Genomic DNA, 24,233 nt, shown 5'->3' with positions numbered 1-24,233 from the left:
TCCCGCTACTTCTCGTCGTCCTCATCGTCGTCGAAGCTGAGGTCATACAAGTCGATGTCATCCTCGTCCTCAACCACCACGTCAGGCGCGAAGGAAATACCGGCCTTGACCTGCTCCTCGATAATCTTGCGAACGCCCTCTTCCAGCTCCTCGACCTTCTTCTCGTCGACTGGCTCCGCCAGCGCGAGTTCGCCGACGAGGATCTGGCGTGCCTTGCCCAGCATGCGCTTCTCGCCCGCAGACAGGCCCTTGCCCTGGTCACGGCGCCACAGGTCACGGACAACCTCCGCCACCTTATTAATGTCGCCGGACGCGAGGCGCTCCTGGTTCGCCTTGTAGCGGCGGGACCAGTTGCCGGCCTCCTCGACGTCAGTCTCGCGCAGCACCGAGAAGACCTTCTCCAGGCCCTCCTTGCCGACGACGTCGCGCACACCGACAAGCTCGGTGTTCTTTACAGGAACGCGGACCTCAAGGTCCGACTGGAGGATTTGCAGTACGAGAAAGTCGAGCGTTTCTCCGCCAATTTCGCGCTGCTCGATGTCGGCGATGCGTGCCGCACCATGATGCGGATAGACAACCACTTCTCCGACTTTGAATTCCATGAACACTCCTTGAGGATGACAACCGGCTCAGTAACCTCACCACCCTACCATTACGGGCCGTAATGGGGACGCGCACCCGCGATGCGCCGAACTCAACTAAAGTTTAACCCCACCCGCACCGCCTGGGCCTGGTACGCGTGAGGAAACTGTGAAAAGTCTAGGTCCAGGCGCTAGGGTTGTGCGGAGAAACATATATGTGAAACAAGAACGATGGAGGACACTCACGTGAAGTCCCTGAAGCCGGTTTTCGCACTCGCAACCGCACTGCTCATGGCCGGATGCTCCGCAGGCCAAATCACTCAGACCTCTGACCAGGTGGCTGCAGTTGACGGCGCCAACGTCGAAACCGAGAACGGCGAGCTGGCCGTGCAGGACGTCACCGTCGTCCTCGAAGAGTCCGGCTCCGCCGCAGTGAAGTTCAGCGCCCTGAACCAGGACACGTCGATGACGACGCACTCGCTGCGCTCCGTCTCCGTCGATGGCACCCCGGTCAGCATCGAATCCTCGAAGGAGATCGGCTACAACTGCGTGCTCGTCGGCGACTCCGCTGCAGGCCTGGACCGCATGCCGCAGGATGACGGCAAGAACTGCATCGAGTACATCCGCACCGCCCTGCCGAACGACAGCTTCGCGTACGGCGGCACCGTGCCTGTGACCTTCACGTTCGACACCGGCACCCTCGAGGTCAACGCCCCGGTTTCCGCTCCGCTGCTGCCTTCCGGCCAGGTCCACCGCGACCTGAACAAGTAAGGCTCTATGGCGAAGAAGCCTCGGGTGATCCACACCTGTTCTGAGTGTGGATACTCCTCTCCTAAGTGGCTCGGCCGCTGCCCTGAATGCGGCTCTTGGGGGACATTGCAAGAATCAGCGCCGGTGGTTACCGCCACCCGCGCGACGGGGGTCTCCAGTGCACCGCGTGCCGCTGCACTCACGCCGCAAACGCCTGCGCGCCCAATCACAACTATCGACGCCGCCGCGACCAAGACGGTGCGCTCCGGCATCGGCGAGCTTGACCGGGTGTTGGGCAACGGCGTGGTGCCTGGGTCGGTGGTGCTCATGGCGGGCGAGCCGGGCGTCGGCAAGTCGACGCTGCTGCTTGAGGTGGCCTCGCGCTGGGCGGCGATCGATGGGCGCAAGGCGCTCTACGTCACCGCCGAGGAGTCGGCGGGGCAGGTCCGCGGGCGCGCCGAACGCACCGGCGCACTGCGGGAGCGCCTCTACCTGGCGGCCGAGTCCAACCTGGACATCGTGTTTGGTCACGTGGAGCAGATCAAGCCCTCGCTGCTCATCGTGGACTCGGTACAGACGATGCACGCTCCCGGTGTGGAGGGCGTGCCGGGCGGCGTGGCGCAGTCCCGCGCGGTAACGGCCGCGCTGACCACGCTAGCGAAGACGACCCACCTGCCGATTCTGCTGGTAGGGCACGTGACCAAGGACGGCAACGTCGCGGGCCCGCGCGTGCTGGAGCACCTGGTGGACGTGGTGCTGAACTTCGAAGGCGACCGGCAATCAAGCCTGCGTATGCTGCGCGGCATCAAGAACCGATTTGGCGCGACCGATGAGGTGGGCTGCTTCGAGCAGACCGCCGAGGGGATCCGCGAAGTACCGGACCCGTCCGGGCTGTTCCTCTCCCACCGCGGCCGCACCCCGGATGGTTCCGCGGTGACCGTGGCGATGGACGGGGTGCGCCCAATGCTCGCGGAGGTGCAGGCGCTCACCGTGGACCCGGTGAACAAGTCGCCCAGGCGCGTGGTCACGGGCCTGGACGGCAACCGCGTGCCGATGGTGCTGGCGGTCCTGCAGGCGCGCTGCGGGCAGCGCACGAACGACAAGGACGCCTACGTGGCAACCGTGGGTGGGGTGCGCATCACGGAGACCGCGACCGACCTAGCGGTGGCGCTGGCGACGTGGTCGAGCCTGCACGAGACACCGCTGCCGCCGAAGACGGTGGTGATCGGGGAGGTCGGCTTGGCCGGCGAGATCCGGCGGGTGCCGAACCTGGGGCGTCGGCTCCAGGAAGCGGCACGCCTGGGATACGAGCACGCAATCGTGCCCGCGGGCGAGTCCCTGCAGGTCCCGGGCCTGCGAATTGAGCAGGTGGCCACGGTTGGCCAGGCTATCGCTACACTTGCACAGCATGAGTGATGACACGATGCGCGCCGCCCTCGAGCGCCTCGCCCCCGGCACCGCACTTCGCGACGGCCTCGAGCGAATCCAACGTGGCCACACCGGTGGCCTCATCGTCCTCGGCGACGGGCCGGAGGTCGTCGAGATTTGCGACGGCGGCATCGCCTTCGACATCGCCTTCCAGCCACCGCTGCTGCGCGAGCTGTGCAAGATGGACGGCGCCGTCGTTTTATCCGCCGACGGTTCCCGCATCACCCACGCCAACGTGCAGCTCGTGCCCAGCCCGCACTTCCCCACCAGTGAGTCCGGCACCCGCCACCGCTCCGCGGAACGCACCGCGCTGCAGACCGGCAGGCCGGTGATCTCGGTGTCGGCGTCGATGAATACGGTGACGGTGTACGCGGGTGGGCGTCGCCACCGCTTGGAGGAGCCGGCGGTCCTGATGGGCCGGGCGAACCAGGCACTGTCCACGGTGGAGCGCTATCGCCAGCGCCTCGACATGTCGAACCACCGCCTGTTCGTGGCAGAGATGAACAACTATGCCACCGTCGCCGACGTGCTCAACGTGCTGCAGCGCCAGCTGATGCTCGAGCGTGCCGTCACCGATCTGGAGCTGAGCATTGTGGAGTTGGGTGTCGACGCCCGCCAGCTCAGCCTGCAGCTTTCCGAGCTGGAGGGCAACAACGCCCACGACGTTGAGATGCTGGTGCGCGACTACATCGCGACGACCACCGTGCCCACGGACGAGCAGGTCCACCAGGCCCTCGAGGCCTTGGACACTCTGCCGGATTCGGAGCTGCTGAACACGACCGCGCTGGCGCGCCAGCTGGGGCTGCCCGCGAACGAGGAGAACCTCGTGCAAGCGCTGATCCCGCGTGGCTACCGGGCGCTTGCGCGCGTGCCTCGCGTGCAGAAGTTCTTGATGGATCAGATCGTGGCCGTCTTCGGCACGCTGCCCGCCATCTTGGAGGCGCAGCCGGAAGACTTGAGCTCCGCAGACCACGTGACCAGCCTGTGGGCGCGCCACATCTACGAGGGGTTGCGCCGCCTCAGCTAAGCCTGCCTCTGCTAGGCCCCAGCGAGGCGCTAGGTCAGGTTGAACGGGACCGCGTCGGAGGCGTTATCGCCGATCACGGTGTGTAGGTAGTAGGACCCGGCCGGCACCGGCTGGCGGTCGGTGCACACGTTCGGCTGGGAGCTAGTGCCCGACCAGCGGGCCTCAAAACCGCGCTTCGAGTCGCGCGGGAACGTCTCCTGGCCGGCAAAGACAGGATCGAAGCAGTCGACATCGGACCACACGCGCTGGTTCGTGGCCATGTCGTAGACCTCAAAGCGCATGATGTTGGCGTCCAAGTCAATGACGCAGTCCGCGTCCGTCGGGTTCTGCACCTCCATGTAGAACACCGGCTGCTCCCCCACCGCGTACGACGGCTGGTTTGTCGACGCCACCACACGCAAATCCTTCAGCTCACAGGTGCCGGACGGGGCGGCCTCCGTGTGCTCCGTTTGCTCGGTCGGCTCGGTCGGCTCACCGGATGCGCTCTCCTTGGCCGTTTCGGACTCACTCGGCGTCGCAGCGCCCGGCTCCGGCACCGTCGGCTCCGTGACAGGCGTGGTGGTGGGCGAAGTGGACGTCGATACGTCAGCGTCGCCGCCTGAGCGAGCAAGGGCGCTCAACCCCCACACCAGGAACATCACGATCACCAATAATGCAACGAGCGCCGCGACTCGGCGGCGCCGGTAGATCTCGGGTGGAAGCGGATGCTGGTTAGTCATGCCCCTTACTCTATACCGAAGTTTTCCATGGTCGGGTGAACCTCGCCATCGGCAAGTTGGTAGCGTGCCGCGACCACACCGAGGGTCCCGTTGGACAGGCGCTCGGCGAGCACAGGCACCCGCTCGATGAGGTGCTGCGCGCTCAGGTTCGCGTGCGTGACCTCCACATCCTTCGGGTCACGCGACGGCGACTCGAGCACCGACGGCACGATCTTCTCAACGAACACACGGACCAGACCATCGGGGATCTCGGCGGTCTCCACCGCGTGCAGCGCCGTGCCGACCGCGCCACAGGACTCATGCGACAGGAACATCACCAGCGGCACGTTCAGCCCTTCCACCGCGTACTCGACGGAGGCGGACACCGCGGCGTCGACGCAACCGCCCGCTGTGCGGATGACGAAAATGTCGCCGAAGCCGACGTCGAAAAGCAGCTCAACTGGGACACGCGAATCCGAGCAAGCGACGACGGCGGCGATCGGGTTCTGGCCGTCTCGGAGCTGTTCGCGCCACGTGGGGTCGCGGTGCGGGTGCGTCTCCTGGCTTGCAACGAATCGTTCATTTCCTGCCCTGAGGAGTTCCCACACCTCACGAGGCGTCTTTTCTGTACTCATAGGCTATATTTTGGCAGAGATGACTGAGGATATGGCCAAAATTCGAACAAACCTCCAACCCGCCGAGATTAACCCGTGGTACCGCGCCAACGCGCGTGAGCTTCCGTGGCGCGCACCAGGCACAAGCGCGTGGGGCGTGCTACTCAGCGAGGTGATGAGCCACCAGACACAGGTGGCGCGCGTCGCCCCCATCTGGGAGGAGTGGATGCGGCGCTGGCCCACCCCGGAAGCCTTCGCAGCCGCCGGCGCCGACGAGGTGTTGCGCGCCTGGGGCAGCCTCGGCTACCCGCGCCGCGCGCTGCGTCTGCTGGAGTGCGCGCGAGTGATCACTGAGCTTCATGACGGCCACGTCCCCCGCAGCGTGGAGGAGCTGCTGGCACTGCCCGGCATCGGCGATTACACGGCCCGCGCAGTGGCCTGCTTTGCCTACGGGGAAAACGTGCCGGTGGTGGACACGAACGTGCGCCGGGTGGTCGCGCGCGCCGAGCGTGGTAGGCCCGTCGCGCACCCGCGCAAGGCGGAGCTCCAGGAGGTGGCGGCGCTGCTGCCCGACGACGGTTCGGAGTGGGACGGCCCAACCTTTTCGGTCGGCTTGATGGAGCTCGGTGCCCTCGTGTGCACCGCCACAAACCCGGACTGCGGGGCGTGCCCGGTCAGCCGCTGCGCGTGGGTGGCAGCGGGCAAGCCGGAGCCGAACCCGGAGGAGCAGCGCAAGAAGAAGACGCAGCGCTTCGCCGGCACCGACCGGCAGGTGCGCGGCAAGATCATGCAGGTGTTGCGAGGGGCGTCGGCACCCGTGCCGCAACGCGACATCGACGTGGTGTGGCCCGATGCAGCGCAACGCTCCCGCGCGCTATTTTCACTGCTTGAGGACGGCCTCGCCGTCCAAGACGACGCCGGCTACTTCCACCTACCGCGGTAATTGAACCCACCGGGCAGCTTCACCCACACGCCACCGCGCGAGTTGAACGTGACAGGGCCGACCTTCGTGGAAGCCGAAGCACCAGACTTGGAGAAGTTCAGCCACGAGTTCTTACTCACCTTGTGCTTCTTGCGATAATAGATTCCCATGCGCTCAGACTACACATAGACTGTCCGCATGACTTCGAGCGTTTTGATCGCATTCGCGATGACCCTGTTGGCCGGCATCTCCACCGGCATCGGCGGGGTGGTCGTGGCGCTCAAGTCCACCATTGGCGACAGGTTCCTCGCCGGCAGCCTCGGGTTCTCCGCTGGCGTGATGGTCTACATCTCACTCGCGGAGCTGCTCCCCGCGGGCATTGACGCCCTCGACCAGGGCCGCGCGATCCTCGGGTTCTTCGGCGGGGTGGCGCTGATCGCGGTGATCGACAAGCTGGTGCCGCACGACATCAACCCGCACGAAAGCATCCAGGGCGACGAGGACAAACGCGCCCAAGCGATGCGGCGCGCAGGCGTGATCACCGGCGTGGCAATCGCGCTGCACAACTTCCCCGAGGGCTTCGCCACCTTCATGTCCGCGCTCGCCGACCCGTACCTGGCCATCCCGATCGCCGTCGCGATCGCGCTGCACAACATCCCTGAGGGCATCGCCGTCGCCGTCCCACTTCGCGAGGCCACCGGCCGACGCTGGTGGGCCGCCGGGTGGGCCACCCTCTCAGGGCTAGCGGAACCGCTCGGCGCACTCGTCGGCTTCCTCATCCTCGCGCCTTTCATGGGGCCAACCACGATGGGCTACTCCTTCGCGGTGATCGCCGGGATCATGGTGTTCATCAGCTTCGACAAGCTGCTGCCGAACGCGATTGCCACCGGGCACCACCACTACAGCGTCTACGGCGTCATGTGCGGCATGGCGATCATGGCCGTGAGCCTCATGCTGCTGCCCTGACAATTGTACGTCACAGACATTTGTACGTTAGACTCCCGACCATGAAACATCATTGGTCAAAAATTTCCCTGACCATAGCCTGCGCTATGGCCCTCGGCGCCTCGACAGCGCCCATCGTTGACGCCACCCCACTTTCATCCGAGAGCGCCACCTCCCAGCGCTTCACGCAACGTGTGAAGCCACAGCTCGTCCGCTACGAAACCACCACCGAGGACGGCTCCCGTGCCCCAGTCACCGCCACCCTCTACGACACCCCCGACGCCAAAGGGCTCGTCGCCTTCGCCCCCGGCACCCGCGGCCTCGGCGACCACTGCGCCCCGAGCAACAGCCCCGCCGTCCTGCGCACGGCCCACCAAAAATCAGTCAACATCGACTACGAGCGCGGCATCGTGCGCAAGCTTGTCGACGCCGGCTACCGCGTCATCGTCACCGACTACGTCGGCCTCGGCACCCCAGGTACGCACACGTACCTCAACCGCGTCGACCAGGGACACGCCGTCATCGACGCCGCCCGCTACGCCGCACACGACGGCGAAAAAATCGCCTTCTGGGGCTACTCCCAAGGCGGTGGCGCCTCCGCCGCAGCAGCCGAACTCGTCGCCGACTACGCCCCCGAGCTCAACGTCGTCGCCGCCTTCGTCGGCGCCCCACCCGCCGACCCACTGGCCGTGCTCGAGCAAGCAACCAGCAAACAAATCAGTGCCGTCGCCGGCTTCGCCGCTGTCAGCTTCGCGTCCACCTACCCTGACTTCCGCGAAGCTCTCTACGCCGAACTCAACGAAGAAGGCGTCGACACGCTCGAGGCACTCTCCAATGCCTGCATGGCGGAGGCACCCCGCGTCGCGCCGAAACCCTTCACCGAGTACACCAAGAGCGGCGAAAGCCTCGCCGAACTCGCCCAGGCCAACGCGACCCTGCGGGCGCGCCTCGACCAGAACAAACTCGGCCGCGTGCCCACGAGCATGCCGACCCTCGTGCTCACCAACCCCGCCGACGACCTGGTCCCTTCTCCACAAGTGACCCAGCTCGCCCGCGACTACTGCAGCGTGGGCGCACCGGTGGAGTACCGAGCAGTTGCCATGCAAGGTGTCCGCCCCGAAGCCCCCTTCGCCAACGTCGACAGCTCCGCCCACACCCTGCCCCTCTACCTCGAATCCTCTAACGCCATCACCTGGCTCGACGAGCGCTTCGACCCCGACGCGGCCGCATTCACCGCAACCTGCCCCATCCCCGACACTCCCCCAATCCAGTCAGATCACCCCATCCTGCAGTACACCAACGAAACCATCGCCGCGATCTTCCTCGGCATCCTCGGCGTACTCAGTGCCGTTGGGATGGGCGCCTGGATGGTCGGCACGGGGCTGATGCGCTGACATAGTTCGGGCAGAGGGGCGTCGTTTACAATGACCGACTATGCACATTCGGTCTACACTTTCAGCGCTGTGCGCCCTCGCGCTCGCCGCTTCCCTCGCCCCCTCCGCCGCCGCGAGCTCGCTCGACCCGTTGAGCTCCGTGGCGGAGGTGGGCTCCTCCGCCATCAAATCGGCCTTCCGCCCCGCGCCGAAAGTCGTGCGCTACGAAACCACCACCGAGTCCGGCACACGCGCGCCAGTTACCGCCACCCTCTACGACAGGGACAACGCGAAGGGGCTCGTCGTCATCGCGCCCGGCACCCGCGGCATGGCTGACCACTGCGCACCCAGCAAGAACACCTCACTGACGTCCTCCGACTCTGGGACCTCCTTCAGCGTCGACTACGAGCGCCCCATGGCCCACATGCTTCTCGACGCCGGCTACCGCGTCATCGTCACCGACTACGTCGGCCTCGGCACCCCAGGCACGCACACGTACCTCAACCGTGTTGACCAAGGCCACGCCGTCATCGACGCCGCCCGCTACGCCGCACACGACGGCGAAAAAGTCGCGTTCTGGGGCTACTCCCAAGGCGGCGGCGCATCCGCCGCAGCAGCCGAACTCGTCGCCGACTACGCCCCCGAACTCAACGTGGTCGCCGCATTCGTCGGCGCCCCACCCGCCGACCCACTGGCCGTGCTCGAACAGTCCCGCGGGACCCTGATCACCCCAGTCGCCGGCTTCGCCGCCGTCTCCTACTCCTCCACCTACCCCGACTTCCGCGAAGCCCTCTACGCCGAACTCAACGCGGAAGGCGTGCGCACCCTCGACGCCCTATCCAAGGCGTGCATCCTCGACGCCGTCCGAATCGCCCCCAAGGAATTCAAGGCCTACACGAAACGTGGCGTCAACCTGGCCGAACTCGCCCACGACAACCCCGTCCTGCGAGCCCGCCTCGACCAGAACAAGCTCGGCCGCGTCCCCACCAAAGTCCCAACACTCGTGCTCACCAACCCCGACGACGACATGGTCCCCGCCCCACAAGCCGTCCAACTCGCCCGCGACTACTGCACGCTCGGCTCACCCGTGGAGTACCGCAGCGTCTCTATCCCCGGCACCCGATCCACGCCACTCGACTCCGGGTCCTCCACCACCCCATTCGCAAACCTCGCCGGTGCTGGCCACGCCCTGCCAATCGTCCTCGAGACCGCCCACGTGATCACCTGGCTCGACGAGCGCTTCGACCCACACGCGCCAGCCTTCACCCCGAACTGCAACATCCCCGACAACACCTCCATCAACACCGCCTCGAACTACCAGTACACCGGACCAGTCGCCGACGCCATCCTCTTCGGCATCTTCGCTGTACTCAGCGCTGTAGGTTTAGGCACCTGGCTGGTCGGCTCCGGCCTGCCGAACCCGGCCTTGGTGTGGGCGCACCAAATTCGCTGATTTGGGAGCGCGTTTTTGCGTTTCCCCAGGTCGCTGCCACCGCGCGAGGGAATTTGGTGCCTCTTTGGATACATAGAGTGCCAAAGGACGCAATCCTACAAACCACCCCCACCATTCCCGCAGGTCAGAAAAGCGCTAGACGTATAAGGTTGCGTCTATTGACACTGGACCGGCTTCGATGGCACCAAATTCGCTGATTTGGGAGCATGTTTTTGCGTTTCCCCAGGTCGCTGCCGCCGCGCGCGAGGGAATTTGGTGCCTCTTTGGATACATAGAGTGCCAAAGGACGCAATCCAAGAATCCACGCCGTCCATTCTTGCAGGTCAGAAAAGCACTAGACGTATATGGGTGCGTCTATTGGCACCAATACCCGCCCCACCAAGGCAAAAAGAAAGCCGCACCACCAAGGTGCGGCTTTCCAACCTACTGATTAGACCGGCTCAGGTCCCCGACCATCGGAGTCGGAATCCGAGTCCGAGTCAGGCTCAGGGCCAGACTCCGGGCGCTCATCTGGGAACTGGGAAGCCTCGGTCTCAGGGGTGCCCTCCGAAGGGGTGATGTCCCTGACTGCCTTCTCCTCTGGTTCCTCAGCGGCTGCGTCTTCGCCGAACGTTTCCGCAGGCAACGGGCGTGGACGTGGAGTGAACGTGAAGGTTGCCTCCGGCGCCGCCTTGCCGCGGGTGTTGCGGGCGGCTTCGATGTCGCCGTCCCAGCCTTCGACGTCGACGGTGATAATCTCGCCGGCGCCGATCTCGCCGAACAGGATCTTCTCCGAGAGCATGTCTTCGATCTCGCGCTGGATGGTGCGACGCAGCGGGCGCGCACCGAGGACTGGGTCGAAACCGCGGATGGCCAGGAGGTTCTTGGCCTTCTCGGTGAGCTCGATGCCCATGTCCTGCGCAGCCAGGTTGGTGTCCACCCGGCTGATGAGCAGGTCCACCATCTTCACGATTTCTTCCTGGGACAGCTGGCGGAAGACGACGATTTCGTCGATGCGGTTGAGGAACTCTGGTCGGAAGTGCTTCTTCAGCTCATCGTGGACCTTGTTCTTCATGCGCTCGTACTGGGCGTCGGCGTCAGTGGCAGTGCTGCCGGTGAAGCCGAGGCCGACCGGCTTGGAAATGTCGCCGGTGCCCAGGTTAGAGGTGAAGATGAGCACGGTGTTCTTGAAGTCCACCATGCGTCCCTGACCGTCGGTGACGTGGCCTTCTTCGAGCACCTGCAGCAGCGTGTTGTAAATCTCCTTATGCGCCTTCTCGATCTCGTCGAAGAGGACCACGGAGAACGGCTTGCGGCGCACCTTCTCGGTGAGCTGGCCGCCCTCCTCGTAGCCGACGTATCCCGGAGGGGCGCCGAAGAGACGGGAGGCGGTGAAGCGGTCGTGGAACTCGCCCATGTCGACCTGAATGAGTGAATCTTCGTCGCCGAAGAGGAACTCGGCAAGCGCCTTGGACAGCTCTGTCTTACCGACGCCGGACGGGCCGGCGAAGATGAAGGAGCCGGATGGGCGCTTCGGGTCCTTGAGCCCGGCGCGGGTGCGGCGGATGGAGCGCGACAGGGCGCGGACTGCTTCGTCCTGGCCGATGATGCGCTTGTGCAGCTCGGATTCCATGTTGAGCAGGCGCGAGGACTCGGACTCAGTGAGCTTGAAGACGGGAATGCCGGTCCAGTGCGCGAGCACGTCGGCGATCTGGTCTTCGCCGACCTCGGCGATTTCCTCGAGGTCGTCGGAGCGCCACTTCTTTTCCTTCTCCTTGCGCTCTTCACCCAGCTTGCGTTCGGTGTCGCGCAGGCCCGCTGCCTTCTCGAAGTCCTGGGCGTCGATGGCGGCTTCCTTCTCGCGGCGGACGTCGGCGATGCGCTCGTCGACTTCGCGAAGTTCGGAAGGGGCAGTCATGCGCTTGATGCGCATGCGGGCGCCGGCCTCGTCGAGGAGGTCAACGGCCTTGTCCGGCAGGAAGCGGTCGTTGATGTAGCGGTCCGCCAGGGTGGCTGCGGCCTTGAGGGCGTCGTCGGTGTAGGAGACGCGGTGGTGCGCCTCGTAGCGGTCGCGCAGGCCGCGCAGGATGGTGACGGTGTCCTCAACGGAGGGCTCGTCGACCTGGACGGGCTGGAAGCGACGCTCAAGGGCGGCGTCCTTCTCGATGTGCTTGCGGTACTCGTCGAGCGTGGTCGCGCCGATGGTCTGGAGCTCGCCACGTGCCAGTTTCGGCTTGAGCAACGAGGCGGCGTCGATAGCGCCTTCGGCAGCGCCGGCGCCGACGAGGGTGTGGATCTCGTCGATGAACAGGATGATGTCGCCGCGCTGGTTGATCTCCTTGAGGACCTTCTTCAGGCGCTCCTCGAAGTCACCGCGGTAGCGTGAGCCTGCAACCAGGGAGCCGAGGTCCAGGGAGTAGACCTGCTTGTCCTTCAGCGTTTCGGGGACGTTGCCGTTCGCGATGTCGAGCGCGAGGCCCTCCACGACGGCCGTCTTGCCGACGCCCGGCTCACCAATGAGCACCGGGTTGTTCTTCGTGCGGCGCGAGAGCACCTGCATGATGCGCTCGATTTCCTTATCGCGGCCCACCACCGGGTCGAGTTTGCCCTCGCGGGCGGCGGCGGTGAGGTTGCGGCCGAACTGGTCGAGCACGAGCGAGTTGGAACGCTCGCCCTGCTGGCCTGGGCGTGGACCGCCCATGATGCCGGGGCCCTGGCCGGCGCCCGCGAAGCCCGGGCCGCCGCCCTGCGGGGTCTCCGGGTTCTGCGCTTCGCCGCCCTCGTAGCCGGAGAGCAGCTGGATCACCTGCTGGCGCACGCGTGGCAGGTCGGCGCCGAGCTTAATCAGCACCTGGGCTGCCACGCCGTCGCCCTCGCGGATGAGACCGAGCAGCAGGAACTCGGTGCCGATGTACTTGTGTCCCATCTGCAGGCCCTCGCGCAGGGAGAGCTCCAGCACCTTCTTGGCGCGTGGGGTAAATGGGATCTGGTCAGTGACCGGCTGCGTGCCATGTCCGATGATCTCGATGACTTCGGAGCGGACGTCGTCAAGATTGATACCCATGGACTCCAGCGCCTTTGCTGCGACGCCTTCGCCCTCCTTAATAAGGCCGAGCAGGATATGCTCTGTACCCATGAAGTTATGGTTCAGCTCGCGCGCCTCGTCCTGGGCTAAGACGATGACGCGGCGGGCCCTATCGGTAAACCTCTCAAACAACTGGCTGACCCCTTACTAATAACGGTTTTTAAAGAGTTGTCACCAACCATAACGCCCCCGGCGGACACATCGTCCCGCCGAGGGCGTCACTTCATGGCTTCAGGGGCCATTACACCAGCTCAGGTCGGGTGTTCGCTCGTAGCGAACAGAGGCTTTTCGACGCCTCCTCCGGCCCCAACCGGCCAGTTTAGAGCAGGTCGCGCAGCACCGGATCCGCGATCTTGAGCACGTTCTCGCGTGCTTCCTTCGCGGTCGGGGCGTCGACGGCAAAGTTCGCCATCTGGCGGCAGGTGTCACGGTCGTGCAGGCGCAGCGCGGCGCGCACCGCGTTGACCTTGCCCGGCGCCATGGACAGGGAGCTCACGCCCAGGCCGACGAGGACGAGCGCCATGAGTGGGTCGCCGCCTGCCTCGCCGCACACGCCGATGGACTTGCCGGTGGCTTCGCCACCGCGGCAGGTCTCGCGGATCATGGCCAGCGTTGCCGGTTGCCACGGGGTGAGCAGCTCTGCGAGCTCGCCCTGCATGCGGTCGGCGGCCATGGTGTACTGCGACAGGTCATTGGTGCCGATGGACGCGAAGTCCGCAATGTCCAGGATGTGGGAGGAGCGGATCGCGGCCGCGGGGGTCTCCACCATCACGCCGACCTTCGGCAGACCGTGGGCGCGTGCGCGCTCGGTGAACCAGCGGGTCTCCTCCACCGTGGCCACCATTGGGGCCATCACCCACAGTTCAGCCTCCGGGACAGCCTTGTGTGCTGCGGCCAGCGCCTTGAGCTGGTCGTCGAGGAGGTCTTCGCGGGCCATGGACAGGCGCAGGCCGCGACGGCCCAGTGCCGGGTTCTCTTCCTCGCCGAGGTCGGCGAAGGACAGCGGCTTGTCGGCGCCTGCGTCCAGGGTGCGCACGACGACGCGGCGGTCACCGAATGCGCGCAGCACCTTGGTGTACGTCTCGGTCTGCTCCTCGACGCTCGGGGCAGAGTCGCGGTCCAGGAAGAGGAACTCGGTGCGGAACAGGCCGGAGCCTTCCAGGTCGTAGCCGGAGGCCTTCGCGGCGTCGTCCGCGGTGCCGATGTTGGCCAGCAGCTTCACGCGGTAGCCGTCGCGGGTGGCACCTTCGCCGGAGGAACCAGCCAGGGCTGCGGCGCGGCGGCGGGACCGCTCTTCGAGCTCGGCGACGTCCGACTCGTTCGGGGCGACGATCACCTCGCCGACGCCGCCGTCAAGCGCGATCGCTGGGGCGTCGACAAGCGCCTCAGTAATACCCTTAACCTGCACCGCTGCCGGGATGCCGAGCTGCGCGGCGAGGATCGCCGTGTGCGAGGTCGCGCCGCCGGCCTCCGTCACGATGCCGACGACCAACGCCGGATCCAACGTCGCGGTCTCTGCCGGTGCGAGGTCGTTCGCGACGAGCACGGACGGCACCTCGAGCGCAGGCACGCCCGGCTCCGGCACCCCGCGCAGGCGCGCGGTCGCGCGGTCACGGATGTCGTAGAGGTCGGTGACGCGCTCAGCCATGTAGCCGCCGAGCTTGCGGAACTTCGCCGCGTACGCCTCCACCGCGTCGTGGACCGCCTTGGTCACGCCGGTCCCCTTCTTCAGTTCCTTCTTAATGCCGCGCACCAGGCCGCGGTCCTTCGCCAAGGCGGCGGTGGCCTCAAGGACAGCCTTGGATGTCTCAGAGTTTGCGTGCTCTGCGCGCGCCGTCAAGGACGCGGAGACTTCTTCCAAGACCGCGACGACACGCTCGCCGTCGGCGTCAGGGTCGGTGCATGGTTGTTCGTGCTCGTCGATACCAACGGCGGGTGTAACAACTGCGACCGGGCCAGAGGCGGTACCTGCGGAAACCCCGATCCCATACAAGACGGTGCGGTCAGTCATGAGTGTGTCCTTTCAGCAATCAAGCTAATGGTATTACATTTGATGGTACGCGCTGAGGCGCGCAATGTGCAGAGCAAGGTACGCAATTTCATCTTCTGTCAACGCTGTATCGAAGCGAAGCTCCACTACAGCGGCCACTTTTCGGGCGCACTCAACTTCCCTCGGGTAACTGCGCGTCAACTCACGCGCCAGCGGAGAATTTCCGCGCTCGAGTTGTTTCCCCTGCTCAAGGCGAACAAACAAATAACGAATGTGTGTAATAAACCGGGCCACATTTATCGACGCCGCTTCGAACTCCACCCCAAACTCAGCCTCAATGATCTGCATCATCTGCTGAATCAACCCCGTCATCCGGTACGTATGCGCCAAGTCACCGGTGTTGAAACCGGCGTTGACCAGGTGCATCGCAAGCGCGGTGGCTTCGGTGGTGGGCAGGGTGGCGTCGAAAAGAATGTTGATGTGCTCCAGCAGGCGTTCGCCCTGTGCATACTCTGCTGGGTACAAGTGCTGGACCTCGGCGCGCAACGGGTAGGCGATCTCTTCGCCGCGGGAGGCCCGCTCAAACGCGTTGATGATGTGGTCCGTCACCGCGGTGACCAGCGTGATGCTGGGCTTTGCGCCCACGGCCTCCAACGCTGCGGTCACACGGTGTATATCTTCGGCGGGAAGCCCGGCAATCATTTGGCCGGAGTGGTCCGGGTCCCGACCATCCGCCGGAACAAATACTCGCTGCACCTTCGACTCGTCGAGGACGTCGCCTTTCTTTGCCCCAAAGGCGATGCCCCGACCGGTCACCACAACATCCTCCGACCCGCGGCGGGCCAGGACGACGTTGTTGTTAAAGATGCGCAGTATTTGCATGTGTTCGACCCTACTTGGTTACCCCCAACAGTGGCTGGCCGACCTCGGCCTCACCAGTGGCGATATCTTCCACAGCGGCCAGCGACTTGGAGTTGACCACGGTCATAATCACCGTGGTGTCCACGCCGTGACCTGCGATTGCGCCGAAGTCGACGTCCGCGAGGGCGTCGCCAATCTCGACGCGCTGCTTCTTCTCCACGAGCGGGGTGAAGCCTTCGCCCTTCAGCTTGACGGTGTCAATGCCGATGTGGACGAGGACCTCGACGCCGTCGTCAGTCTTGATTCCGTAGGCGTGCCCCGTCTTCGCAACAGAGATCACCTTGCCAGCAACCGGCGCCACAACCTTCTCGACGCCACCTTCCGGCAGCACGCCAATCGCCTGGCCGAGCGCACCGGATGCGAACGCGGCGTCCTGGATCTGGTCCATCGGGACAACCTTGCCGGCGATCGGCGCGGTGACCTCGCGTGTGTCCGCTGCAGGGGCCGCAGGTGCCTCAGCCTCCGCCTCCGCTGCTGCAGCGGCTGGAGCGGCCGCCGCCGGAGCTGCTGCAACTGCCGGAGCTTCCTCCTGCTCTTTTTCCTCCTGCGCTGCACGTGCGCGAGCCAGGGCCTCTTCACGCTCTTCCGGCGTGCGGTAGTCGGTGAAGTAGATGACGAAGAACGCGGTGAAGAACGCGACCGCAATAGCGATGATGTAGACCCACATCGGGCTGAAGACCACGGTGGTCAAAAGCGAGGTGAACACGAACGCGTTGGTCTGCACGCCGCCGAACGGGGTGCCCAGAATCGCGATGGTCAGACCACCGGTGAAGCAGCCCACCAGCATCCGCGGGTAGATCCTCTTATAGCGCAGGTGGATGCCGTAGAGGGACGGCTCCGAAATACCACCGAACAGACCAGCTGCCAGCGCTGAACCGGAGGTCTGGCGCATGACTGGATCCTTATCGCGCAGCGAGAGCGCGAACACAGCAGCGGTTGCACCGAAGCAGGCGAAGTTCCAAGCACCCATTGGGCCCTGGATGAAGTCGTAGCCCAGGGTCTGTATGTTGACCAGCATGAGGGCGTTGAGCGGCCAGTGCAGGCCGAGCGGAACCAGGAACGGGTACAGCATTGGGATCAGGATGGCGAACACAAACGGCGCGTTACCGTTCAGCCACGCAAGGCCAACACCAATCCATGCGCCGAGCGCGTAGCCGAGCGGCCCAATCACGATCGCGGTGACTGGGATCATCACCAAGAGGGTGAGGAACGGCACGAACACCATGTGGACCGCGGACGGGATGATCTTCTGGAAGCCCTTGTACACCAGGGCCGCCACGACCGCCATGATCAGCGGCACGAACACGTTGCCACCGTAGTCAGGCAGCAGCATCGGCAGGCCCATCACCGTCACGCGGCTGACCTCGGTGCCGAGCAGGTTATTCGTCTCAACCACGGCATCCGGGTGGCTCGCCAGCCCCATGAACTCAGGGGTGAACAGCGCCAGGATGACAGCGGCAGGCACCCACGGCTCAATGTTGAGCTTCTTGCCCGCGTTGTACGCAACCATCACCGGCAGGAAGTAGAACACCGAGCGCCACATCGCGTCGACGAACTGCCAACCCGGCGTCTTGACCTCCGCATGGAAGTTCGCAAGTTCGAAGGCGTCCATCACTGCAGCAAACGCAATAATTAACGACGCCCCAAGCAACACACCCAGAATCGGCCTAAAGGAATCCGAGAGGTACTCGAAGAAGGCGTCCATCCACGGCACCTTGCCCTGCGCCTTCGCGCGCTGGGCCGCCTTCACATCATCGTTGCTCTGGCTGCCACGCGACTGCATCTCCGGCAGGTTGTTCATCGCGTTGTACACCGTCGCGACGTCCCCGCCAACAATCACCTGGTAGTGCGACCCGCCCTGCGGCACCGCACCCATCACCTTCGGGTTCGCCTCAAGACGCTCCTTGTCAGCCAGGGAGGCGTCGTTGAGCTCAAAACGCAAACGGGTCGCGCAGTGCGTAAAGGACGCAATGTTGTCCGCACCGCCAATCCCCGCAAGGATATCCGCCGCCTGCTCCTGCAAGCCGACCTGCTTGGTTGCCATGTTCACTCCTTTTCTTCATAGATCCAGGGATGAAAAAAGACCCGGGACGCGAAAACGTCCCAGGTCTTGCCCCGCCGAACCCGGCAGGTAACAACCCTGTGGTTGGTATTACGTTCCACTATATGCCGGAACGTTTTGGTGTGCAATAAGCTTGCTCTCAGCTGGGAACCAACGCTCCAGCAGCAGCGCTGCCCACATCGCCAGCGACGCCAACCCGATCAGGTTGCCCATGTACCAAAGGGGCGTCGAGAAGCTGTAGGCATCAACCTCCGGGTAGAGCTGATACGACGGCACGAACAGCACCGCGACGTAGAGCACGTACGCGAGCTTCCACACCGACGGCACCGCCGCAAAAATCAGCGGGACCGCCAACATCACGCAGGAGAAATGGTGCGACACCGCGTACGGCCCACCCACGCTAATGCCCAGCGCGACGAAGAACAGCGCATGCACGTCCAGCCCCCGGCGCAGCAGGTACCACGCCCCCAGTCCTGTGAGCAGCGCGAACACCAAGAAGATGACGCCGGTCGGGGCATCGAGACCCGCACGCGCGAACAGGCCGGACAGCGCCTGGTTCGGCGGGTACATCGCGTTGCCGCCGCGGTCGGTGTTGAAGAACTCGTCGGTGAAGTAGTACCAGGTCTCCGCCGGACGCATCAGCACACCAATCAGAATCGTGCCCACGAACGTCCCCGCAGCACGCGCCACCGACGCCCAATCTTTCTTCACCAAGAACAAAATCGCGAACGCCGCCGGCGTGATCTTAATCCCAGCCGCAATCCCCACACCGACACCGCGCAACTGCCGCGGCAACAGGCCCAGCGCATCCACCACGACCAGCGCGAACAAGAACACGTTAATCTGGCCGAAGAAGAAATTCGCCTGCAGCGGATCAATCGCCAAGGACCACGCAATCACTCCCACCAGCACCAGCGGGGTCACCTTCACGTCTAGCCTGCGCAGCGCCAACCACGAAATGAGCGCCACGCACACCATCGTCGCCAACGTCCACACCATGTCCATCACCGGCTCAGGCATCCACGTCAGCGGAACAAACAGCAAGGCCGCGAACGGCGGGTAGATGAAGCGGAACCCGCTACGAGTCGGGAAGTCGTCGTACAGGTCGGCGCCGCTGATCAGGGCGTTGCCGGCGTCGCGAAACACGCCGACGTCCAGCAACTCGCCGCGCGCCGCACTGCCAAAGACCTCACTGAGCCCACTGGCGGCCGCGAGCACACCAACGAGCACCCACACCCACAACGAAACCTGCTTCACCATCGCATCGCCTTACGCCCATCACTATTGACTAACTTTGCTGCCTAACTCTGCGCATCATACCGATACACAAGGACACGAATGAACTACACTACGGAATACACCATTGCCGACCGCCTTGAATTGAGGACTCACATGACCAACCAGCAGCCCATGTACGACAAAGACGGGCTCCCAATCACGCAGCCAACCAACCAATTCCAGGGGTTCGGGCAGTACGGGCAGACTGGGCAATTCGGCCAGTTTGGGCAGGGTTCACCGTACGGGCAACCGCAGATGCAACAGTTCGCACCTGCACAAATGCAGTCTGCATACGGGTACGCCGCGCCCCAAAAGAACAAGTTCCTCGCGGCGGCGTTGTTCTTCTTCCTCGGCTCGTTTGGCATCGGCAACTTCTACCTTGGGCAGAACTTCCGGGGAGTCACCAAAGTGGGGCTCTTCCTGACCGGCAGCCTCTTCAGCCTGATCCCATTCGTCGGCTGGATCGTTTCCACCCCGATCTTCTTCGCACTGTGGGTGTGGTGCATCATCGAGATGATCATGGTGCTCGTCGGCGGCGGAGGCTACGACACCGACGCCAATGGGATCCCGCTGAAGTAGGACACAAGCAGAAAGTTCACGGCCGCCAAGCTGAACTGCGCACCAGATCCCCGAATTTTAAAAAGTGCTATCAGAATAACAGCTGTTCAACAAAGGGCTAGCGTTTTAATAGGCGGGAATTTGGTGCGCGCCCAGCCAAGCCACGGTGAACTTTTCCACAGCAGCACGCGAACGAGCAAAGCAAAAAGCCCGGCGGCCTGGGAAAACACAAAATCCCAAGCGCCGGGCCCATCCAAACCCAAGCTAACTAGCCCTACACCTCCGGCTTCACCAGCGGGAAGAGCACGGTCTCGCGGATGCCCAGGCCGGTCAGCGCCATCAGCAGGCGGTCGATGCCCATGCCGCAGCCGGCGGTTGGTGGCATGCCCTGTTCCATCGCGGCGAGGAAGTCCTCGTCGAGGACCATGGCTTCGTCGTCGCCGTGAGCGGCGAGGCGGGCTTGGTCTTCGAAGCGTTCGCGCTGGATGACTGGGTCGACGAGTTCGGAGTAGCCGGTGGCCAGCTCGAAGCCGCGGACGTAGAGGTCGAACTTCTCGGTGACGCCGGGCAGCTCGCGATGGTCGCGGGTCAGCGGGGACGTCTCGACTGGGAAGTTGATCACGAAGGTCGGCTCGTACAGCTGGTCGGAGCAGAGGTGCTCCCAGATCTCCTCGACGAGTTTGCCGTGCAGCCAGCCCTCATCCTTCGGCACCTTCAGGCCGATGACGTCAGCGATGCCCTTGAGCTCCTCTACGGACGACTCGATGGTGACCTCTGGCTGACCCGGGAACTTGCGCTGGAGTGCCTCGTTGAGGGATGGGTACATCTCCATGACCTTCCACTCGCCGCCGAAGTCGTACTCGGTGCCGTCTGGAAGGGTGACGGTGGTGGAGCCGAAGACTTCCTTCGCGCAGAACTGCACGAGTTCCTGCATGGTCTTCGCGCCGTCCTTGTAGGTGCCCCACGCTTGGTAAGTCTCGAGCATGGTGAACTCGGGCGAGTGGGAAGAGTCGACGCCCTCGTTGCGGAAGTTGCGGTTGAGCTCGAAGACGCGGTCGATGCCGCCGACGACGCAGCGCTTGAGGTAGAGCTCCGGCGCAATGCGCAGGTAAAGATCCATGTCGAGCGCGTTGGAGCGGGTAATGAACGGGCGGGCTGCGGCGCCGCCGTGCAGGGTCTGCAGCATCGGTGTCTCGACCTCGACGAAGTCGTGGCCGGTGAGGAACTTACGCACAGCTGCGATGACCTTGATGCGGGTCATGGCGTTCTTGCGGGCGTCCTCGCGCATGATGAGGTCGGTGTAGCGGTGGCGGACGCGCTGCTCCTCGTTCATGTCAGCGAACGCGACAGGAAGTGGGCGTAGCGCCTTGGACGCCATGTGCCAGGACTGCGCCTGGACGGAGAGCTCGCCGCGGCGGGAAGCGATGACGCGGCCGCGCACGGAGACGATGTCGCCGAGGTCGGTGTCGGCCTTCCAGGACGCGAGCGCCTCCTCTCCTACCTCTGCGAGGGAAAGCATGACCTGCAGCTGGGTGCCGTCGCCCTCCTGGAGGGTGGCGAAGCAGAGCTTGCCGGTGTTGCGCTGGAACATAATGCGGCCCGCGACGGCGACGACGTCCTGGGTCTCTTCGCCCGGCGCGAGGTTGAACTTGCCGTCGCCTTCGCCCTCGGGCACGGCACGGTACTTCTGGCGCAGCTCGCGCAAGGAGGTCGTGCGGTCGACGACGACTGGGTAGGCGTCGCGGCCTTCGCTCAGAAGCTTTTCGCGCTTCGCACGACGGAACTGTTGCTGTTCGGAGAGGTCCTGCGTTGTTTGATTCTTCACGCTGACCTAGCCTAGTCGGTCCGGGTCAGCCGTGGTCAATTAGTCGTGTATTCGGCTTGCCTCCCACGAAGCACACGGCTACAACGACGAGCAGCATGCCGACGCCACCAACGATGAAGGCGCGCGCCGTCCCGTCGGAGGCGCTGCCGGTGGCCTGGGTGCCCATGGTCATCGTTGCGATGAACACCGCGGTGCCCGCCGCCCCGCCGAGCTGCTGCAGCGTGTTGAGCGCCGCGGATCCGTGGGCGTAGAGCTGCGACGGCAGCGAGGACAGCGACACGGTCATGAGCGGGGTCATGATCATGGACATCGCCACGTTGACCAGGATCAGCACGGCGACGAGCTGCCACTGTGGGGTGTCATCGGCGAGGATGGCCACGAGGATCCACTGGGAGGCCAACATCAGCACCGCACCCGGGATAGCCAGGGGGCGTGGGCCGTAGGCGTCGTAGCAGCGCCCCGCAATTGGGGACGCGACGCCCTGCGCGATACCGCCGGGCAGGAGAATCAGGCCGGTGGCAACGGTGGAGATACCAAGGCCGACCTGCATGTAAACAGGCAGGATGTTCACGGTGCCCAGCAGGATGCCGAAGGCGATGAACACGCCCACAACGGAGAAGGCGAAGTTGCGGTGGGCAAACACACTCAGGTCAAGCAGCGCGCGCCCGGTTGGCGCCAGTCGCAGCTGCCTGCGCACGAACAGCACCAGGAACACCGCGCCGACCGCCAGGGCAACAAGAGGGGTCCAGGAATCGCCGGTGAGCAGGGAGGTGATCGTCGATAAGCCGTAGACGAGGCCGCCGAACGCGAGTGCTGAAAGGAGCACCGACAGGATGTCGAGTGGAGCGTCGTGGCGCTCGCCGACGTTCGGGAGGGCGAACACCGCGAGCAGCACCGCCACGGCGGGGATAGGCACCATCACCCAGAAGATGTGGTGCCAGGTAAACGCGCCGAGCACGAAGCCGGCGAGCGTGGGCCCGAGGGCGGGCGCGACCGACATCACCACCGCGTTGAGTCCCATCACCGTGCCGCGGCGCTGCGGGGCGACCACCGTAACGGTAACCGTCATGAGCAGCGGCAACATCGCCGCCGTGCCGAGTGCCTGCACCACGCGCGCGGCGAGCAACACCCCGAACGAGGGCGCGGTGGCCGCCATGACGCAGCCGACGATGAACAGCGCCATCGAGGCGAAGTAGACGGCGCGGGTGCTGAGGCGCTGGATGACGAAGCCGGAGGCCGGGATCGCCACGGACATGGTGAGCAGGAAGCCGGTCATCAGCCACTGGGCCGTATCGGCGGGTACGCCGAAGTCCGCCATGATTGCGGGCAGGGCAACAGCGACGGTGGTCTCGTTGAAGATCATCATCATCGCAGAGACCACCAGCACTCCAATAAGCAGTACTGGGTTCGTTGATTTCATAGCCCGCTAAGGCTACTCCTCGTCAGCAACTGGGGCACAGAGAGGCAGGTCGAGGCGCTGTGCCTCGGCATCATCGCCGTTGATGACCACCATGTACTCACGCTCGGTGCGCGGGGTCAGCACGAAGGCCGGCGGGGTGGCGTCGGGAAGCTGGTAGTCGTAGATGAGGCACTCGCCGGAGCCAAGCACGACGGCCTCCTTCGGGTCCGGCAGGACGCGCTCGAGCGCATCAGAGGACACATACTTTGCGACGGAGACCCCCAACGTCTCGTTCGCGCAGCGGATCTTGCCCTCCTGGCCCTCGTCCGGCGTGGCGGAGTCACAGATCAGGCCGTGCCACCCCTTCTGCCCGGCCTTGTCGGACACGATGCCGGGGTAGGTCTCGGCGATCTCGGCTTCGACACCGACCCATTCCTCACCGCGGTGCTGCATCCAGTACCAGATGCCGCCAGCAGCGATGAGCAGCAGCGCCACGATGGCCGCGATCCACGGCCAGAGCTTGAACTTCTTCTCGTCTTCCGGGCGGATGTACTCGCCAGTCGGGCCGTACGGGTAGGGCTGCGGTGGCTGACGGTAGCCGTCGGTGGCGCCCGGCGCGACCGGGGAGACCTCCGGCTCATCGAGGGGTTCACCGGCGACGGCGTTGAGGTAACCGACGCAGCCGGTGGCGGCGTTGGCGGCGTCCTCGTCGACGTCAAGGCCAGTCATAGAGTTAAACAGTTCAATGAAGCTTGCAACGTTCGCCGCGTGTTGCTCCTCGGCGTGCTCGGGTGCGGTGGCCGTCGGGCCAACCAGGGTGAGCTTGACGGAGACGCTGGACCAGGCTGGCTGCACCAGCATCCGGGAGGCGTCCACGGAGCGGGCCACGAACGCGCCGAGGCCCTGGGCGTCGTAGTCGTCGATGGCTTCAGCCACGCCGATGAGCAGCTCGCGGGCCTCGGCGGGGGTGAACACGCCGCCGTCAGCACGCTTGTCGGCGATCAGGCGGGCGAGCGAAGCGCCGGTCGGGGCTTCGCGCAGTACATAGAGGTGGCCGTCGTCGGTGTAGCCGGCACTGCGCGGCTGGAACGCGCCGGGGTGGTTCGAGGCGGCAAGCGCCCGGTTCAGGCCTGCGATGTCGCGGCGTTGGTTCTCGGGCTGGGCGGCGTCGAAAAGCTCGACTTCGACGGCCTGGCCTGCATCATTGCTGGCGACGAAGAGCTGTGAGTCTTCGGTGCGCCCTGTGGCTTGGACTTGCTCGGGGGTGAAGTCCATGCCGAAGCGCTCGTTCAGGATTCCAGCAATCAGGTCTATAGGCATGCCAAAGAGTGTAGCGAATAACTCG

20 protein-coding genes are annotated in these 24,233 nt (G+C 64.8%); 8 read left to right on the top strand and 12 right to left on the bottom strand.

Going from position 1 to position 24,233, the window contains the following annotated elements; genetic code table 11:
- Positions 1 to 5: 5 nt before the first annotated feature.
- Complete coding sequence (locus JMN37_RS06880; protein ID WP_252931447.1) at positions 6 to 602, bottom strand: CarD family transcriptional regulator; 597 nt, start codon at positions 600 to 602, stop codon at positions 6 to 8.
- A gap of 210 nt (positions 603 to 812) precedes the next feature.
- On the opposite strand from JMN37_RS06880, the gene JMN37_RS06875 reads away from it, so the two are divergent.
- Genes JMN37_RS06875 through disA form a run of 3 tightly spaced genes read left to right on the top strand, consistent with a single transcriptional unit; the run spans position 813 to position 3,786 of the window.
- Positions 813 to 1,352 (top strand): hypothetical protein, encoded by a 540-nt coding sequence (locus JMN37_RS06875; RefSeq protein ID WP_252931446.1) that lies wholly within the window; start codon positions 813 to 815, stop codon positions 1,350 to 1,352.
- A 6-nt stretch (positions 1,353 to 1,358) separates the two neighbouring features.
- On the top strand, positions 1,359 to 2,747 hold the full coding sequence (gene radA / locus JMN37_RS06870; protein WP_071573134.1) for a DNA repair protein RadA: 1,389 nt from the start codon (positions 1,359 to 1,361) through the stop codon (positions 2,745 to 2,747).
- Positions 2,740 to 3,786 carry a DNA integrity scanning diadenylate cyclase DisA gene (disA, locus tag JMN37_RS06865; protein ID WP_070975547.1) on the top strand — a complete coding sequence of 349 codons (1,047 nt, stop codon included), beginning with the start codon at positions 2,740 to 2,742 and terminating at the stop codon, positions 3,784 to 3,786. Before radA ends, disA begins: the two co-directional genes overlap by 8 nt.
- A gap of 29 nt (positions 3,787 to 3,815) precedes the next feature.
- Here the strand turns inward: disA and JMN37_RS06860 are convergent, their stop codons facing one another.
- Both JMN37_RS06860 and JMN37_RS06855 read right to left on the bottom strand, forming a co-directional pair.
- A complete protein-coding gene (locus JMN37_RS06860; RefSeq protein WP_252931445.1) occupies positions 3,816 to 4,505 on the bottom strand; it encodes a hypothetical protein in 690 nt (229 codons plus the stop codon).
- 5 nt (positions 4,506 to 4,510) lie between these two features.
- Entirely contained in the window at positions 4,511 to 5,119 is a 609-nt protein-coding gene (locus JMN37_RS06855; protein WP_252931444.1) for a carbonic anhydrase, read from the bottom strand.
- A 19-nt stretch (positions 5,120 to 5,138) separates the two neighbouring features.
- Here JMN37_RS06855 and JMN37_RS06850 point away from each other — a divergent pair, with 19 nt between their 5' ends.
- Positions 5,139 to 6,041, top strand: coding sequence for an iron-sulfur binding domain-containing protein (locus JMN37_RS06850; protein WP_252931443.1), 903 nt, complete (start codon positions 5,139 to 5,141; stop codon positions 6,039 to 6,041).
- Here the strand turns inward: JMN37_RS06850 and JMN37_RS06845 are convergent.
- Positions 6,020 to 6,190 (bottom strand): DUF4236 domain-containing protein, encoded by a 171-nt coding sequence (locus JMN37_RS06845; protein WP_071565885.1) that lies wholly within the window; start codon positions 6,188 to 6,190, stop codon positions 6,020 to 6,022. The two genes, JMN37_RS06850 and JMN37_RS06845, sit on opposite strands and share 22 nt — an antisense overlap.
- Positions 6,191 to 6,218: 28 nt before the next feature.
- On the opposite strand from JMN37_RS06845, the gene zupT reads away from it, so the two are divergent.
- Genes zupT through JMN37_RS06830 form a run of 3 tightly spaced genes read left to right on the top strand, consistent with a single transcriptional unit; the run spans position 6,219 to position 9,791 of the window.
- Positions 6,219 to 6,986 carry a zinc transporter ZupT gene (zupT, locus tag JMN37_RS06840; protein WP_252931442.1) on the top strand — a complete coding sequence of 256 codons (768 nt, stop codon included), beginning with the start codon at positions 6,219 to 6,221 and terminating at the stop codon, positions 6,984 to 6,986.
- A 41-nt stretch (positions 6,987 to 7,027) separates the two neighbouring features.
- On the top strand, positions 7,028 to 8,359 hold the full coding sequence (locus tag JMN37_RS06835) for an alpha/beta fold hydrolase (protein ID WP_252931441.1): 1,332 nt from the start codon (positions 7,028 to 7,030) through the stop codon (positions 8,357 to 8,359).
- Between the two features lie 40 nt (positions 8,360 to 8,399).
- Positions 8,400 to 9,791, top strand: a complete 1,392-nt coding sequence (locus JMN37_RS06830) for a lipase family protein (protein WP_252931440.1) — start codon at positions 8,400 to 8,402, stop codon at positions 9,789 to 9,791.
- 430 nt (positions 9,792 to 10,221) lie between these two features.
- On the opposite strand, the gene JMN37_RS06825 is transcribed toward JMN37_RS06830, so the two are convergent.
- The 5 genes from JMN37_RS06825 to JMN37_RS06805 all read right to left on the bottom strand — a co-directional run bounded on the left by JMN37_RS06825 (position 10,222) and on the right by JMN37_RS06805 (position 19,088).
- Entirely contained in the window at positions 10,222 to 12,987 is a 2,766-nt protein-coding gene (locus JMN37_RS06825; protein WP_252931439.1) for an ATP-dependent Clp protease ATP-binding subunit, read from the bottom strand.
- A gap of 187 nt (positions 12,988 to 13,174) precedes the next feature.
- Complete coding sequence (ptsP, locus tag JMN37_RS06820) at positions 13,175 to 14,866, bottom strand: phosphoenolpyruvate--protein phosphotransferase (protein ID WP_252931438.1); 1,692 nt, start codon at positions 14,864 to 14,866, stop codon at positions 13,175 to 13,177.
- A 33-nt stretch (positions 14,867 to 14,899) separates the two neighbouring features.
- Complete coding sequence (locus tag JMN37_RS06815) at positions 14,900 to 15,727, bottom strand: PRD domain-containing protein (RefSeq protein WP_252931437.1); 828 nt, start codon at positions 15,725 to 15,727, stop codon at positions 14,900 to 14,902.
- Between the two features lie 10 nt (positions 15,728 to 15,737).
- Positions 15,738 to 17,810, bottom strand: coding sequence for a glucose PTS transporter subunit IIA (locus JMN37_RS06810; RefSeq protein ID WP_252931436.1), 2,073 nt, complete (start codon positions 17,808 to 17,810; stop codon positions 15,738 to 15,740).
- 108 nt (positions 17,811 to 17,918) lie between these two features.
- The gene (locus JMN37_RS06805) at positions 17,919 to 19,088 is read right to left on the bottom strand and encodes a glycosyltransferase 87 family protein (protein ID WP_252931435.1); all 1,170 of its coding nucleotides are present in this window, start codon (positions 19,086 to 19,088) and stop codon (positions 17,919 to 17,921) included.
- A 78-nt stretch (positions 19,089 to 19,166) separates the two neighbouring features.
- On the opposite strand from JMN37_RS06805, the gene JMN37_RS06800 reads away from it, so the two are divergent.
- Positions 19,167 to 19,685, top strand: a complete 519-nt coding sequence (locus JMN37_RS06800; RefSeq protein WP_070975552.1) for an NINE protein — start codon at positions 19,167 to 19,169, stop codon at positions 19,683 to 19,685.
- Between the two features lie 253 nt (positions 19,686 to 19,938).
- On the opposite strand, the gene lysS is transcribed toward JMN37_RS06800, so the two are convergent.
- Genes lysS through JMN37_RS06785 form a run of 3 tightly spaced genes read right to left on the bottom strand, consistent with a single transcriptional unit; the run spans position 19,939 to position 24,208 of the window.
- Complete coding sequence (gene lysS, locus JMN37_RS06795; RefSeq protein WP_252931434.1) at positions 19,939 to 21,489, bottom strand: lysine--tRNA ligase; 1,551 nt, start codon at positions 21,487 to 21,489, stop codon at positions 19,939 to 19,941.
- Positions 21,490 to 21,514: 25 nt separating this feature from the next.
- Positions 21,515 to 22,909 (bottom strand): DHA2 family efflux MFS transporter permease subunit, encoded by a 1,395-nt coding sequence (locus JMN37_RS06790; RefSeq protein WP_252931433.1) that lies wholly within the window; start codon positions 22,907 to 22,909, stop codon positions 21,515 to 21,517.
- Between the two features lie 12 nt (positions 22,910 to 22,921).
- Positions 22,922 to 24,208, bottom strand: a complete 1,287-nt coding sequence (locus JMN37_RS06785; RefSeq protein ID WP_252931432.1) for a hypothetical protein — start codon at positions 24,206 to 24,208, stop codon at positions 22,922 to 22,924.
- Positions 24,209 to 24,233: the final 25 nt, after the last annotated feature.

The organism is Corynebacterium lipophilum, assembly GCF_024102595.1.
GTDB classification, from domain to species: Bacteria; Actinomycetota; Actinomycetes; order Mycobacteriales; family Mycobacteriaceae; genus Corynebacterium; species Corynebacterium pseudogenitalium.
Note: the sequence above shows the minus strand (reverse complement) of the source record. Positions and strands in the feature narration are given on the sequence as shown.